The organism is Allobosea sp. 67-29 (assembly GCF_001898115.1).
GTDB lineage: Bacteria > Pseudomonadota > Alphaproteobacteria > Rhizobiales > Beijerinckiaceae > Allobosea.
The window spans coordinates 377184-391919 of record NZ_MKSQ01000026.1; the positions used below are offsets into that span (position 1 = coordinate 377184).

Annotated in this window: 11 protein-coding genes; 2 read left to right on the top strand and 9 right to left on the bottom strand. The window is 67.0% G+C overall.

All coding sequences use genetic code 11. The features are described from left to right. From BGO20_RS20860 to BGO20_RS20885, 6 genes are all read right to left on the bottom strand, one after another. On the bottom strand, positions 1-1030 hold a 1030-nt coding region (locus tag BGO20_RS20860), incomplete at its 3' end, for a glycosyltransferase family 4 protein (protein WP_299858726.1). Further along, a complete protein-coding gene (locus BGO20_RS20865; RefSeq protein WP_291659384.1) occupies positions 1027-1860 on the bottom strand; it encodes a class I SAM-dependent methyltransferase in 834 nt (277 codons plus the stop codon). The genes BGO20_RS20865 and BGO20_RS20860, both read right to left, overlap by 4 nt. Continuing rightward, positions 1857-4148: a glycosyltransferase gene (locus BGO20_RS20870; protein ID WP_291659385.1), complete on the bottom strand. Its 2292-nt coding sequence runs from the start codon at positions 4146-4148 to the stop codon at positions 1857-1859. Before BGO20_RS20870 ends, BGO20_RS20865 begins: the two co-directional genes overlap by 4 nt. 149 nt (positions 4149-4297) lie before the next feature. Then, on the bottom strand, positions 4298-5146 hold the full coding sequence (locus BGO20_RS20875) for a calcium-binding protein (protein ID WP_291659386.1): 849 nt from the start codon (positions 5144-5146) through the stop codon (positions 4298-4300). 271 nt (positions 5147-5417) lie between these two features. Continuing rightward, on the bottom strand, positions 5418-6773 hold the full coding sequence (locus tag BGO20_RS20880; protein ID WP_291659387.1) for an HlyD family type I secretion periplasmic adaptor subunit: 1356 nt from the start codon (positions 6771-6773) through the stop codon (positions 5418-5420). Further along, on the bottom strand, positions 6770-8524 hold the full coding sequence (locus BGO20_RS20885) for a type I secretion system permease/ATPase (RefSeq protein WP_291659388.1): 1755 nt from the start codon (positions 8522-8524) through the stop codon (positions 6770-6772). Before BGO20_RS20885 ends, BGO20_RS20880 begins: the two co-directional genes overlap by 4 nt. 326 nt (positions 8525-8850) lie before the next feature. On the opposite strand from BGO20_RS20885, the gene BGO20_RS20890 reads away from it, so the two are divergent. Together BGO20_RS20890 and BGO20_RS20895 are read left to right on the top strand one after the other, a co-directional pair. Continuing rightward, entirely contained in the window at positions 8851-9453 is a 603-nt protein-coding gene (locus BGO20_RS20890) for a MarR family winged helix-turn-helix transcriptional regulator (RefSeq protein ID WP_291659389.1), read from the top strand. Continuing rightward, the gene (locus BGO20_RS20895; RefSeq protein ID WP_291659390.1) at positions 9402-10595 is read left to right on the top strand and encodes a glycosyltransferase; all 1194 of its coding nucleotides are present in this window, start codon (positions 9402-9404) and stop codon (positions 10593-10595) included. Before BGO20_RS20890 ends, BGO20_RS20895 begins: the two co-directional genes overlap by 52 nt. A gap of 108 nt (positions 10596-10703) precedes the next feature. On the opposite strand, the gene BGO20_RS20900 is transcribed toward BGO20_RS20895, so the two are convergent. From BGO20_RS20900 to BGO20_RS20910, 3 genes are all read right to left on the bottom strand, one after another. Next, positions 10704-11519 carry a MipA/OmpV family protein gene (locus BGO20_RS20900; protein WP_291659391.1) on the bottom strand — a complete coding sequence of 272 codons (816 nt, stop codon included), beginning with the start codon at positions 11517-11519 and terminating at the stop codon, positions 10704-10706. Between the two features lie 77 nt (positions 11520-11596). Beyond that, positions 11597-12973 carry a sigma-54-dependent transcriptional regulator gene (locus BGO20_RS20905; protein WP_291659392.1) on the bottom strand — a complete coding sequence of 459 codons (1377 nt, stop codon included), beginning with the start codon at positions 12971-12973 and terminating at the stop codon, positions 11597-11599. Next, a complete protein-coding gene (locus BGO20_RS20910; RefSeq protein ID WP_291659393.1) occupies positions 12970-14697 on the bottom strand; it encodes a sensor histidine kinase in 1728 nt (575 codons plus the stop codon). The genes BGO20_RS20905 and BGO20_RS20910 overlap by 4 nt, the downstream gene beginning before the upstream one ends. Positions 14698-14736: the final 39 nt, after the last annotated feature.

Consider the following 14736-nt stretch of genomic DNA (forward strand, 5'->3'; position numbering starts at 1 on the left):
CGATGCCGCTGACGATCGGGGGGCGGCGATGCTGGAAGGCTTCCTGGATGACGAGCGGCGCATTCTCCCACCAGATCGAGGGGATCACCACCCAGTCAATCTCCGCCATCAGCCCGGGCATCTCGTCACTCGAGTAAGGCCCGCAATGGCTGACGATCGCTGCGGTGTCGGCGAGCATGGAATCGAGCGCGGAGGTGAAAACCTCGTTCTGGAAAGGCGCCCCGCCATGGATGCGCAGGCTGAAGCTCTCTCCAGACGCTTGCAGGATTTTGACCGCCTGCAGCAGCGGCAGGACGCCCTTCCAGGGGTTGAGATTACCGAAATAGCCGAAGCTGGCGCGCCGGCCCGTGGCCTGCCGGTGAGGGACGGAGTCCCGAGCGGGCCGCGCATTGGCAATGACCTCGACCCGCTCATCCGGAAGGCCCCAGTCGAGATAGCGCTGGCGCAGGAAGCGGCTCGGCGCGACGAAGCGGTCGACGGCGGCCAGATGCGTCTTGAGGAAGCGCTCGCGCAGCAGGAAGCGGTCGGGGCCGATCTCGGGGAAGCAGGCATGGCAGGCCGCGGGGGAGGAGCCCACGCAGCGCTGCCGGTCGCCGGGCCGTACCATCAGCCCGTCATGGTGGCAGATCGGGTAATAGTCGTGCAGCGTCATGACGATCGCGGCCTGCGGCAACAGGCGGCGGGCCAGCGTCAGGAATTCCGCGCCGATCAGCACGAGGTGATGGACGTGGATCACCTCCGGCCGAAATTCCTCGAGCAGCGTCCCGAGGTCCTGCAGCGTGCCGTAATGGTCGATCTGGCTCATGTGGAAGCGGTCGTAATGTGCGCTCCACAGCACCACGTCGTCGCCGATGGACTGCAGTGCCGTACCCGGATGAGGCTGGCGGTGGATCCCGTTGGTCGCTCCCAGGAACAGCACTTCGCAGCCCTGTTCGCGATAGGCGCGCGTCAGGTCATGCGCGAAGATCTCGGTGCCGCCCGGGTGCAGTGCCGGGTGGTTGTGCGCGACGACGAGGATGCGCCGGCTCATGGCCGGCCTCCCGGCTTCGTCGCGATCAGCACGTCCTGGTAATGCGCGGAGGTGATCGCCCGCCAATGCCCCGGGCGCAAAGCCTCGACCTTCAGTCCGGCCTGTGCCGTCTGCTCGAGCAGGAAGCGGCTGTCGATGCCGGCGGCGGCGAGCGGCGCCTCGTCGATGGCATACCAGCCCGGCCCGTCCTGCCAGCGCTTGAACGACAGGCGTTCCTGCCCGGTCTCCGCGCCGTCGATGGCGAAGGCGGTGAGGAAGAGGCGGCCGCCCGGCGCCAGCAGCCGCGAAGCCTCCTGCAGATAGACCACCAGCTCCTCGGGCGGCAGATGCGTCGCGACCGAGGTCATGGTCACGAAGTCGAAGCTGCCGTTGGCGAAGCCGAAGCGGACCTCGATGCCCGGCAGCGAGCCCTGCGGGTTGTAGAGCGGGTGGGCGATGTCGAGACGCTGGAAGCGGAAGCGCGGATAGGCCGGCGTGATGGTCTGCGCGCACCAGAGAATGCCGTCCATCACCGGGTCGACGCCGTCGTAGCTGCCGCGCTCGGGGTCGAGATATTGCGTCAGTGGCACCGCCATGCGGCCGATGCCGCAGCCGATGTCGAAGACGCGCTCATGCGGCTGCAATCGGCCGATGCGGATGAAATGCCCGAGGAATTCGGCGCCGATCGCACGAAAGTCGCCGTCGCCGACGAAGATCGAATCCGGCGGCGGGTGCGGCATGAAGCGGTTCGTCTGCAGCGAGGTCATGAGCCAGTCGAGCTCGGGCCGGGCAGAATTCTGCGCCGGAACCGGCTCCGCTGCGATGTCTCTCAGGGCCGTCATTGCCGTCATGCCGCGGTCGCTCTCCTGAAGGTGAAGCGGGGAACAAGCTCGGGCGCGCTCGGTGCCGGTTCGGGCAGGGCGGGTTCAGCCACCGAGGTTGCGAAGGCCAGCATCAGGGCCTCGATCTGCGCGTCCCAGCGCCGCGTCTGCAGCCAGGCATTGTGCTGCGAGGCGGCACCGCGCGTGTAGTCGACGCTCCGGGAAATCGACTGCCGCTCGAGATGGTAGAGAGCGACGCTCGGCGCATAGACGATGCCGAAACCGGCGCGCCGGACCTTGAGGCAGAGGTCGCTGTCCTCATAGTCGCCGATCACATAGCTCTCGTCGAAGCCGCCGAGCTCGTCGAAGAGCGCGCGCGGCATCACGATGCAGGCGCCGGTCACCCCAGGTACGGGCCGTTCGACATTGGCCGGGCCATAGCTCCCCGGCATGCCCTTGAAGAAATGGTGATTGAGCCAGGTGCCCTTGCTGTCGCGCTTGAAATAGAGTCCGGCGTGCTGCAGCGAGCCGTCGTCATAGAGCAGCTTGGGCCCCACGGCACCGACGCGCCTTTGCCGGTCGAGCTTGCCGATCAGCGTCGGCAGCCAACCGTTGCCGATCGGGATCACATCGGAATTGACCAGCGCCAGCGCCTCGCCGCGCGCCTGCAGCGCACCGGCATTGCAGGCGGCCGAAAAGCCGCCATTGCGCCGCATCGCGACGAGCTGCATCGGCAGGCCGTAGGCGAGATGGAGACCGCCGAGCAGATGGGCGACCTCCGCCTCGTGCTCGGGCGAATCCAGCACATAGATCAGCTCGGCATGCTCGACGAACCAGGGGTCGCCGGCGAAAGCCGCGACCTGCACGCGCAGGAAGTCGTAGACGCGGTAGAGCGGGATGACGACCGAAGCCTTCGGCCGGGCCATGACCGGGCCAAACCGTTGGACGCTCGGCTCCGGCCGACTCTCGCGCAGCTCCTCCTGGCAGGCCGCCAGGATGGGCGCAAGCGTTTCCTCCAGCATCGCCGCCGTGAGATACTGCGGTGGTATGGCCGCCAGCGCCCGGGCTCGGATGGTAGCCGCGTCGGCCGGCTGGACCGGCGGGCGCAGCGTCAACGTGGTGCCGGATCGCAGCTTGATCTCGCAGCGCGGCTGCAGCACCGGGGCGCCCGCAGCATAGTCGCAGGCGAAAGCGGCAAAGCCCGTCGCGGCGCGCGTCTCCCCCTCCTCCCCTGTCGGCAGTCTGACCGGGAAGCGCTGGAGCCGCGGCAGCATGGCGACCGGCTCGCCGCCCGCGCGGTGCAGCAGCACCTCCTCGAGCAGTTCGTCGGGGTCACGCAGCCAACCGCCGATCAGCAGCCCCGCCTGGTTGCACACGGCCAGGTCCAGCTCCGCAGCCGGCAGGTCGTCGTCGCGGCGCACATGCTGCACGGCGAGCGGCACCCGCCTTTGCATCTCGATCGCGAGCAGGCGGCCCTGCCCGGACAGGCCGGCGAGCTGCTCCACCACCCAGTTGCGCAGGCCGTCGCGGCTCGCGGCCTTCCCGGCCCACCAGCGGCCGAGCGAGGGCACCACCTGACGTCCGGGAAGAGACCTGACCACGAGCGAGCGCTCGCTTTGCAGGAGCAGCAGCCCTCCGCCGCGCGCGGGCGGTTCCTCCATCACCAGATGGAGCTCGCGCCTGCCGTTCCGGTCGGCAGCGCCAATGCGCGAATTGAGGGTGAGCCGCGTCAGCCCGGCCCCGTCCAGCCGGGAGGCCGCCTGAAGCCCGGCGAAATCGGCCGGAACGAGGGTTTCGCAGAGCCATTGCCCCTCGACCAGCGCCGCGCTCGGCTGCATGGCGAGCGGCTTCGGGAACAGAGTGAGCAGGAACTGACGCAGGAAGGAGAGGTAGCTCGGGGCGGTGGAGAGCCCGAACAGCGGCGGCCAGGCCCGCACCAGCGCGTTGGCCAGGGTGAGGCGTGCCTGCGGCGCCAGGTCGGCGAGAATATCCTTCGGATCGGCGATTCCGTGGACGAGCGCGGGGTCGAAGCTCGCGGTCACATCGCCTTGCGGCCCCTGGTCCGACAGCGTCGCCACGATGCCGTCCGGACCCGAGGCACGGAAGGCGACGGCAAGGCGCTCGCGCCCGTCCCGCAATCCCAGCGAGATCGAAGCGGCAGCGAGGCGGCGACCACCTGTGCTCAGCGCGATCGACGGCTTACCGAAGGGCGAGGCTTCCAGCGTCCAGCAGAGCAGGAAGGCCGGCCCGCCGAGCCTGTGCAATTCAAGTTGTGTCGGGACGGCGGCGGCCGAGGCGGCGGGCGCGAGTGAAAGCATGAAGGCGTTCCTGCGTCGCGGAAGGAGCCCGAAGCGCCATCGAAACGGAAATCTTCCGGCCGATGCGCGCTTCGGAATGGTGTCGGAACGCGGCGCTCTCTCCGCTCTCGCGACCATGCCGGGAGAGCGGAGAGGCCGTGTCGTGACGATCAGGCGACCGAGAAGTAGGCGTGCGGGTCCGCCTGGACGTCTTCCGCCGTCACGCCGACGAGGGTCAGCGTGTCGCCATGGCCGAGATCGATGACGGTGTTGCCGCCGACCGTGGTGGCGCGGGCCGCAACGTCTTCCGCCGAATGGACGCCGGTGCCGTTGATGTCCGACGCGATCTGCAGCATGTCCGAGCCGGCCTCGAAATCGAGGACGACATCGTTGCCGCCGCCGCCGGCGAAGACGAAGGTGTCGTGGCCGGCGCCGCCCTGGAGGACGTCATTGCCGGCACCGCCGAACAGCATGTCGTCGCCCGCACCGCCCTGGAGGATGTCGTTGCCGGCACCGCCCTGGAGGACGTCGTTACCAGCGCCGCCCTGCAGGATGTCGTTGCCGGCGCCGCCCTGCAGGATGTCGTTGCCGGCACCCCCCTGGAGGATGTCGTTGCCGGCGCCACCCTGGAGGATGTCGTTGCCGGCACCGCCCTGCAGGATATCGTTGCCGGCGCCGCCGAGGAGCGTGTCGTCGCCCTGACCGCCGAACAGGGAGTCATTGCCATCTCCGCCGGAGAGGACATCGTCGCCCTGCCCCCCGAACAGTGTGTCGTGGCCTTCGTCGCCGGAGAGGAAATCATCGCCGCGCCCGCCGAAGAGGATGTCCTCCCCCTCGCCGCCGAACAGCGCGTCGTTGCCGCCGTCCCCGTAAAGCAGGTCGTTGCCTTCTTCGCCGAACAGCGAGTCGACTCCGTCCCCGCCATGCACGATGTCATGGCCACCGCCAGCGAGAATCACATCGCTGAATCGAGTGCCAATCAAAAAGTCGTCGAATGCACTTCCTTCGATCGTCGCCATTCGGCGCCTCCTAGGTGGTTGATGAACCCGGATTTGTCGGCAGGCCCGCCGCGGCTCTCCATATCCGGATACTGTTCCGGAGACACGACAAGGGTCCTGTCACCGCTCGACACCCTAAGAATTACGCAATGCGTGCAGCGCATCAACAATTTTATTATGACCATTTTGCGATGCAAAATGATTTAGACTTTATTTGTGGCACGAATTACGTCGTTATTCGTACGGATATACTTCCAAATTCGAAACATCTCTCCCGCACTGCAGCGAGTTCTCAATCCTCGCGGAAAGCGCGGTTGAAGCTGTCGGTGAAGGGCGAGATGAGATAGTCGATCGCACGGCGGGCCCCGTTGACGATCATCACCTCCGCGGTCATGCCCGCGTGCAGAGCAACCTTATGATCCTTCAGGCTCCCAGGATCGATCTCGGCGCGCACCACGAAGTATGGAAAGCCGGTCTTATCGTCGACGAGCTGGTCCGGCGCGACATAGGTGACCTTCGCTTCGAGCGGCGGCAGCAGGCGTGAATTGAACGCCGTCAGCCGGACGCGGGTCGCGGCTCCCACGCGAACCGCATCGATATCCCGCGGATCGACCTTGGCCTCGATGACCAGCGGCTCGTTCTCCGGCACGATGTCCAGGATCGCCTCGCCGGCCGCGATCACGCTGCCGGCGGTACGCATGCGGATATTGGAGACGATGCCCTCCTGCGGGGCCTTCACCACCAACCGGCGCAGCACGTCCTCGGCCTGGACGATGCGTTCGGTGACCTCCGACAGCATCAGCTGGGATTCCTGTATGTCCCCGGCAATCTCGTTCTGGCGGTCGAGGCTGATCGACAGGATCTCCAGATTGGCACCGGCCACGGCCTGCTCGGCCTTGGCCTTGCGCGCGGCATATTCCCCGGCCCGGCCGACGAGCTCGCTCTGCTTGGTCTGCAATTCGACGAGCTGGCTGCGCTTGGCATAGCGCTTCTCGTAGAGCTCGGTGAGGATCCTGACCTCCTCGTCGATCAGCGAACGTTGCCGGTCGGTCGCGTCGATCTGGGCCTTCAGCGCCGCCGCCTCGGCCTGGTATTGTTCGATGACGCGCTGCTGGATCTGGATCTTGCCTTCATGGACCTGGGCGCGCGATTTGAACAAGGTCCGCTCGGCACGCAGCACTTCGCGCGTCACCGGAGTGTCGGCCGTTTCGATGTCATCGGGAAAGTCGACTTCGGCAGCCTTCGACTGCTCGGCCCTGAGACGGGCAAGCTTTGCCATGAGGCCGACGCGCTTGGCCTGCAGTTGCTGCAGCTCTGCGCGAGCGCGGGCGTCCTCGAGCCGCAGCAGCGGCTCGCCCCTGACGACACGCTCGCCTTCCGCCTTCAGCAGGCTCTTGAGAATGCCGCCTTCGAGATGGCTGACCGTCTTGCGCTTGCTGTCGACCGCGACGATACCGCTCGCGACGGCGGCATTGTCCAGCCGGGCGGTGACCGCCCAGGCGCCGAAACCGCCAAAGCCGACGCCGATCGCCGCGATGCCGGCCAGCACGAGGCTGCGCAGGCTCGGCGTGCGCTCATCCGACTCATCCTGCAGCGGTGCGGCCACGAGAGACCTTTCGGGCCCCCTGATCAGAGAGCGGCCGGTCATGCTGTCGCTCCACGGACTGCGGGCGCCGAGGCGGCGCCCCGCGCAGCGGCCTCGATCTCGATCCGCCCGCTCGGCGTGATCATGCCGGCGATCGCGGCTCGCGGCCCGAATTGCTGGACGCGGCCATCACGCAGGACGAGCAACTTGTCGACGACCTGCATCACCGAGGGACGGTGCGCGATCAGGACGACGATCGCCCCGCTCTCGCGCGCAGCCGCCACCGCGCGGATAAGGCTCTGCTCGCCTTCGGCGTCCAGATTGGCGTTCGGCTCGTCGAGGACGATCAGGCGCGGCATTCCATAGAGCGCCCTCGCCAGGCCGATGCGTTGCCTCTGGCCGCCGGAAAGCTTGAAGTCGCTGTCGGCGACGCTGGTGTCGTAGCCGAGCGGCAGCCGGCCGATGAGTTCGTGCACCCCGGCGATGCGCGCCGCCTCCAGAATGGCGTGCGGATCGGGCTCCTGCATGCGGGCGATGTTCTCGGCAATCGTGCCGTTCAGCAGCGAGACCGATTGCGGCAGGTAGCCGACCATCGCCCCGAAGGAGCCTCGCTCCCAGAGATAGGTGCTGTGGCCATCGAGATAGACGCCGCCGGCATTCGGCTTGAGGACGCCGACGAGGAGCCGGGCCAATGTCGATTTGCCCGCGCCGGACGGCCCTACGACACCGAGAACCTCGCCGGGCTCCAGCGAAAAGGACACGCCCTTGATGACGGTCTGCTCCGACCCTGGTGGCGCGAAGATCGCGCGATCGACCACGAGATCGCCCTGGCAGGGCGGCGTCGGAACCGTCTGCCGCTGCGAGCTGCGCGACAGGACGAGTTCCCGCACACGCCTCCACGCCGCCGCGGCGAGAACCCATTGCCGCCAGTCGGTGATCATCGAATCGAATGGCGCCAGCAGCCGCCCGAGCAGAATGCTCGCAGCCATCAGCGTGCCGGCCGTGACCTCGTTGCGGATGATCAGGACCGCGCCCGTCGCATAGACTGCAAGCTGCATCGTCATCCGCGACGAACGCGTCACCGCCGCGATGAGCTTGCCACGGCGCGTCCCCATGTCGAGTTGTTCGATCATCGCGAGCTGCTGGCCGCGCCAACGCCGCGCCAGCGCCGGCAGCATGCCCATCGCCTCGATGGTTTCGGCATGACGAAGGCTGGCGCCGACCTCGTTGATACTGGTGACGCCGGCTTCGTTAGCCTCCTTCAGAACCCGCCGCGTGAGCATGTCCGACAGGACACCGAGCAGCAGCAGGATGATCAGAGAAGCCAGTCCCACCAGCCCGTAGATCGGGTGGAGCAGGAACAGCACCGACAGAAAAACCGGAGACCAGGCGGCCTCGAGCGGTGTCGCGATGGCCGAACTCGCGATGAAGAAGCGGATGTCGTTGAGATCCCGGATCGCCTGTGTCGCCTGGCCCGAACCCTGCTCCAGCGAAGCGCTCACAGCCGCCTGCAAGGCCGGCAAGTTGAGGCGCCGCGCGAAGATGCTCGCCATTGTCTGGAAAGTTAGCGAGCGGATGAACTCGATCGTGCCGTACAGCACGAGCGCCCCGACGGCGATGACCAGCAGCATCGTCAACGTGTCATAGCTGTGGCTGACGGTCACTCTGTCCTGCACCTGCATCATGAAGAGCGGCACCGTCAGCAGCAGCAGATTCACGCAAAGACTGAGAAGCCCCGCATAGCCGAGACCACCGGCGAACGACCTCTGCAGATCCCGGATCAGAACGTCGGGAGCCGGCTTCGCTGCCTTCATGCATGTCTCCGGGAACGGGATCGTCGGGAAGCCGCGGCGATGGCGTCGCCGCCGCACATCAGCATTCACAAACGAGACAGGGAGGGAGTGTCAAGATTATGACAGATTAGATATCTATTCAAACGTCGAATCGGCTAGAAATGAGGCATTATTGTGCGATATTTCAAATTTCGAAGCAGTTCACAATCGATTCCGGATCGATAAATTCTTATCGAATTGCCAGAGACTCTGGCATGTACTTTGCCTATGAGCTTCATAGGGGAAAGGAAGAAAAAGGGATGAATTGGTCAATCTTCAATCAGATGGGGTGAGGAATGCACTTCAAATTGCATGGCGGCGAGCAATTTTCAGGCAGATCCTTGAATGGCCATCACCGGGCTAACGGTGATGGCGAAGTGGAAGACGGGCCCGACCGACGGGTCTCCGCATTCGATCTGGCCCGCGTCATCGAGCGGGTCAGCCGGCGCTTCCTCGACTATCTGCGCCTTGAGCTCGGCAAGCTCGGGATCGAGGACATCTCGCCGGCGCAGGTCATGATTCTGCTGACGATCGGACAAGGCGAGATTGCCGTACGCGACCTGCTGGACCGCGGGCATTACGGCGGCTCGAACGCATCCTACAATCTGAAGCAGCTCGTCGAGAGCGGCTATCTCGAGCGGGGGGCGTCTCCGCGCGACAGACGGCTCGCCCGGATCTCGCTCTCGCTCAAGGGGCAGATGCTGTGCGAGCGCCTGCGCTTGCTCGATGAGGCCAATCCCCTCGCCGCTCGGACCGAGAGCGGGACCGAAGAAGACCTCCTGACCACCCATGAAACGCTCCGACGTCTCGAGCAGTGGTGGAACGACTCCCTCCGCTATGGCGGCGTCCTGCTGGCCTCATGCATATCCTATTCGTTCATCGTTCAGGATCTGGTCAATTCGCTGCTCTGATCGCGAGCCTCGTCGCCCGGGGCGACGAGGTCACGCTGATCACGGAGCGGCCGGCGCCGGAGCAGCCCGGCCTGCGTCAGCTTGCCTACACGGTCGGCGACGCCTCGACGCAGCACCCGGCCCTGGCCGCGACGGACTACCACCTGCGCACGGGCGAGGCCGTCGCCGGCCTGATGGCCCGCCTCGGCGCCGACGATCCGCCTGAGGTCGTCATCGGCCATACGGGCTGGGGCGGACTGCTCTTCGCACGCGACGCCCTGCCGGACGCCGCGCTGCTGGGCTATTGCGAATACTATTATCGCAGCTCGGGATCGGATTTCGATTTCGGCGCGATCGAGCCGATTTCCCAGGCCGAACGGCAGCGCATCCGCATGCGCAACGCCGCGCAGCTGGTTGCCCTCGACGGGCTGGACGCAGCCTATGCGCCGACGCAATGGCAGCGTCAGCAATACCCTGCACCCTATCGTCCGCGCATCGGCGTCTGCCATGACGGCATCGATATCGCATCCTGCCGGCCCGATTCGCAGGCGCGCTTCACCTTGCCGGACGGCCGCGAACTCCGGCCGGGAGCGCCCGTCGTCACCTTCGTCGCACGCGACCTCGATCCCTATCGCGGCTACCCGCAGTTCATGCGGGCGGCGGCTCGTCTGGCACAGGACGATCCAGGGCTGATCTTCGTCGTCGTCGGCGGCGACGGGCCGGGCTACGGACGCCCGCGCGAGGACGGCCGCCTCTGGCGCGAGGCCATGCTGGCCGAAACGGAGCTGGCCGAACGGGTGGTCCACATCCCCTGGCTGCCGCATGAAAGCCTGGTCAGGCTGTTCCAGGTCTCAGCGGCCCATGTCTATCTGACCGTGCCGTTCGTGCTGTCCTGGTCGCTGCTGGAGGCCATGGCCTGCGGCTGCCTCGTGGTAGCCTCGGATACGCCGCCGGTCCAGGAGGCGATTCGCGACGGCGTCAACGGCCTTCTCGCGCCATTCGATGCCCCGGCGATTCTGGCGCAGCGAATCGCCGAGGCGCTGCGGCGTCCGCAGGGCATGGCTTCGCTGCGGCGCGCCGCTCGCGAGACCGTTCGCGCCGGCTATGCGCGCGAGCTGTGCGTCGACCGCCAGATCGGCTGGATTCACCGCCTTGCCGGCTAGATCATCGCGCGTCCTATCGGGCGCGATAACGATGATCTATCTCATTGCTGGAGCATCGAATTTTTCCAAAAAGTGGATTCCACTTTTCGGTCCGATGCTCTAGGCGCCTCAGAGGTCCAGCCGGAACGAATAGCTTGCCCCGAGACCGATCGTGATCTGGTCACGTTGGCCGACCGTGCGCACGAGCGGTGAATTGGCCGCCTGGTCGATCATGCGGTCATAGCGCGCGAACAGCGTCGTCGACCATTGCTCCGACCAACTGTATTCTAGGGCTGTGGCGATGCCGATGCTCTTGGCGCCGCCGGTCGGACGGTAGGGGGCGAGGAAGCCGTTGGCCGCCGATTCGGGCAGGCTCACGCCGAAGTTGCGGCGCATATAGGAGGCGCTGCCCAGCGACAGGCGCGGCCCGCCGGAAAGAGTGAAGCGGCCAAGGCGCTCGACCCAGTCCGCGGAGAAATCGGCGACGACGCCATGGTGCCCGTGAAAGCCCTGCCGGACCTCGACGCGCGTCCGCAGCCGGTCCTGGATCGGCCAGTACTCCGCAAAGGCGCCGGCCTCGATCGTCCAGGGCACGTCGTGCATGCCGAAAAGCCGTTTGCTCGACGAGGAATAGCGCCCGCTCTTCCAGCCGCCGGCGACGCCGAAGCTGAAGCGGTCGGTCTCGTAAAGCGCATAGTCCAGGCTGTCGTCGGGCGCGCTGAACCCCTCCACCTCTCCGACGCGCCGCCAGCTGATCGAAGGCATGAAGGAGAATCCTGCCGCGCTCGCGCCGTCATATTTCGGGCCGAGCTCGGCCGTTCCGCCAAGGGTGATGATCCAGCCCTTGGCCGGCGCCGGATCGGTCAGGGCGGGCAAGGCATCCGCGGCCGCGGCGGCAGCCGGGAGCAGGACAAGGCAGGCAAGGCTTCCGATAGCGATACGCAACCCAGTTCCTCCACGCACCCCGGCTCCGGCCACGCCTCTCGCAGGTGCGGACGACAGTGCCATCACGGTCCGCCACATCATTCCACGATCGTCCGGCTCAATCGGATACCGAGTTTCTTGATGCGGTGCCAGAGGCTGCGCTCGGCGATGCCCAGCATCCGAGCCGCCTTGACCTGCACGCCGTCGCTACGGCGCAGCGCCTCGAGGATGAAGTCGCGCTCGATGCGCTCGAGCTCGGCATCGAGGTCGCGCGGCAGCATGTCGCTGCCGGCGCGCCTTTGCGCCTCGAACAGGTCGCGCGGCAGATCCTGGACATCGATCACCGCATTCTTGGCAACGATCAGGGCGCGCTCGACGCAGTTGTGAAGTTCCCGGATGTTCCCCGGCCAGCTATGCGCCGACATTGCCGCCAGCGCGGCCGGCGAGAAGCCCGACACACGCTTGCCCACCGCCTCCGACAGGGCGGCGAGGAAATGCGCGACGAGCAACGGAATATCCTCCGGCCGCTCGCGCAGGGCCGGGAGGCGGATGGGGAAGACGTTCAGGCGGTAGAACAGGTCCTCGCGGAAGCGCCCCTGGGCCACGGCCTCGCGCATGTCCTTATGCGTTGCCGCGACCAGCCGGACATCCGCGGCCTGGCTGCGGCTGGCGCCGACCGGCTCGAAGCTGCGCTCCTGCACCACGCGCAGCAGCTTCGCCTGGATGGCGAGCGGCATGTCGCCGATCTCGTCGAGGAACAACGTTCCACCTTCGGCGGCGGCGAAGCGGCCGATGCGGTTGGCGACGGCGCCGGTGAAGGCGCCCTTGACGTGGCCGAAGAGCTCGCTCTCGAGCAGTGTCTCGGGAATGGCCGCACAGTTGACCGCGATGAAGGGCCGGCTGCGGCGCGGGCTGTTGAAGTGGATGGCCCTGGCGACGAGCTCCTTGCCCGTGCCGCTTTCGCCGTTCAGCATCACGGTGGCGCGGGTCTCGCAGACCTCGGTGACCTGCTCGATCACGCGGCGGAATGAGGCGCTGTTGCCGATCAGCGTATCGAAGCTGTGGCGCCCCTCCAGCTCGCTGCGCAGGCGTTCGTTGTCGCGCACGACGTCGGCAAGGCGCAGCGCCCGCCTGATCGTGGCGGCGACATCCTCGATCTCGAAGGGCTTGGCGATGTAGTCGAACGCGCCTTCCTTCACCAGCTCGACCGCGTCGCGCACCGCCGCGAAGGCCGTGACGATGACGACCGGCAGCTCGGGCCAGCGGCCGCGGACCTCGCGCAGGAGCCCGCGCCCGTCCATGGCGGGGAGCCTGAGATCCGTCAGCACGAGATCGAAGCGCGTTTGCTCCAGCGCCGCGAGCGCGGCCTGGGCGCTGGTCACCGCCGTCGCCCGGTAGCCAAGATCCTCGAGCGCAGCCGCGAGGACATCGGCCAGGCGTTCTTCATCGTCGACGACCAGGATGGCGTGGCTCACGCGATGTCTCCCTTGCGGGCCCGCGGCAGGGCGAGCGTGAAGGTGGCGCCCTGCCCGGGCTCGCTTTCGCAGGTGACGGTGCCGCCATGGGCCGCCGCCACGCTCTGCACTTTGGCAAGACCGAGGCCGGTCCCCTTCACCTTCGTGGTGAAGAAGGGGTTGAAGACCTCGGAGCGGATCGCCTCCGGCACGCCCGGCCCCTCATCGCGGATCGCCAGCGAGACGATGTCGGGGCTCGCCGCCAGACTCGCGAAGATGGTGCCTCCGGATGGCATCGCATCCATCGCGTTCAGGATCAGATTGAGGCAGGCCTGGTGAAGCTGGTCCGCATCGCCGACGACCTCTCCGCCCCCGCTGTTATCGTCGATGCGAAGCGCGATGCCGTGGCGCGCAAGCTCCGGAGCGGCGATGGCCGCGACACGGTCAATGACGCTGCGCAGCGGCAGACGGCTGCGCACGGGTGGGCGCGGCTGGGCGAAGTCGAGGAATTCCCGCATCAGCGTCTCGATGCGGCGCACCTCGTCGATGACGTAGCCGAGCATCTTCTCCTCGGTCTCGCCGAGCTTCGCCCGGTTTCGCACCACCTCCGTCGAGGTCTTGATGATCCCGAGCGGATTGCGGACCTCGTGGGCGATGACCATGGCGGCCTGGCCCAGCGCCGACAGCCTGTCGCGACGACGCAGCTCCGTCTCCAGTTCCTGCAGCTTGCCCAGCCGCTCGGCCATGCCGTTGAAGCCGCCGGCCAGTTCCGCGATCTCGCGACCGCCGCCGATCGGGACGCGCTGCCCGAAATCCCCGGCGGCGATCGCGCGCACGCCCCTGGTCAACGCCCGGACGGGACGCACCAGCACCTCCGACATCAGGCTCCCGACCAGCACGGCGATCAGGCTGCCGAGCACGAAGATGCCGAGGAAGAGGCGCTCGCGTCCGAGCTGTTCAAGCAGGCCGACCTCGTTGCGCAGGCCGATGAAGCTAACCGCGGCGAGATGCCCGTCGATGCCGCGAAAGCCGGAATAGACCGCGCGATAGGCTCCGTCCCCGGCGCCGGGGTCGAAGATCTCGTCCTCGCCGGCATCGAGCCGCGCCTTGATCGCTTCCGGCACCACGGTCGGCTTCTCGCCATGCGTCTGCATGATGGGTTCGAGCGTGCCGTCGAAGTCGGAAAACAGCGTCACCTCCAGCGAAGTGACCACCTTGATGCCGCCCAGATAATTGTCGTCGAGCCAGCTCCCCACCAGGATGTTGGCCGGCTGCCCGTTGATCGTGATCGACTGCACCGCGCCGGCCATGAGCCAACGCTGGCCGTCGGCGGCGATCTTGAAGAGGCCTTGCCCCGTCGCGGTCGGCAACTCGCCGATCGCCTTGAAGGAGCGCGAGGAGAAGATCACCTCGCCGCCCGGACGATAGATGGCGATGAGATCGTAGCCGACCGAGCTCAGGACGGCGAACTCGCGCTCGGCGGTGCGCTGGATCCGGGTGTCGTCGGGGCTATGCTCGAGGCGATGGCCGATCACGCCGGCGACGCGCTGGGCCTCCTGCACGGCCTCGACGATCTCCAGCCTGAAGAAGCGCGAGGTCTCCCGCAGCCAGTGCCCGACATTGTCTTCGAAGGCGCTCGAGATCAGCTTCGCCGCGATGAAGGCCGAGGCCAGCATCGCCGGCACGCTGACCAGCATGAAGCCGATGACGAGCCTGAGCCGGAGCGACGTCACCTGTCCGGCCATGGCGGGGCGCCGAGGCCGGCCGGGCAGCGCCCGCTCCTT

Coding starts and splice junctions, on each gene's coding strand:
- BGO20_RS20870 (WP_291659385.1), bottom strand. CDS start 4,148: ATGCTTTCACTCGCGCCCGCCGCCTCGGCCGCCGCCGTCCCGACACAA.
- BGO20_RS20875 (WP_291659386.1), bottom strand. CDS start 5,146: ATGGCGACGATCGAAGGAAGTGCATTCGACGACTTTTTGATTGGCACT.
- BGO20_RS20865 (WP_291659384.1), bottom strand. CDS start 1,860: ATGACGGCAATGACGGCCCTGAGAGACATCGCAGCGGAGCCGGTTCCG.
- BGO20_RS20910 (WP_291659393.1), bottom strand. CDS start 14,697: ATGGCCGGACAGGTGACGTCGCTCCGGCTCAGGCTCGTCATCGGCTTC.
- BGO20_RS20885 (WP_291659388.1), bottom strand. CDS start 8,524: ATGAAGGCAGCGAAGCCGGCTCCCGACGTTCTGATCCGGGATCTGCAG.
- BGO20_RS20880 (WP_291659387.1), bottom strand. CDS start 6,773: ATGACCGGCCGCTCTCTGATCAGGGGGCCCGAAAGGTCTCTCGTGGCC.
- BGO20_RS20895 (WP_291659390.1), top strand. CDS start 9,402: ATGCATATCCTATTCGTTCATCGTTCAGGATCTGGTCAATTCGCTGCT.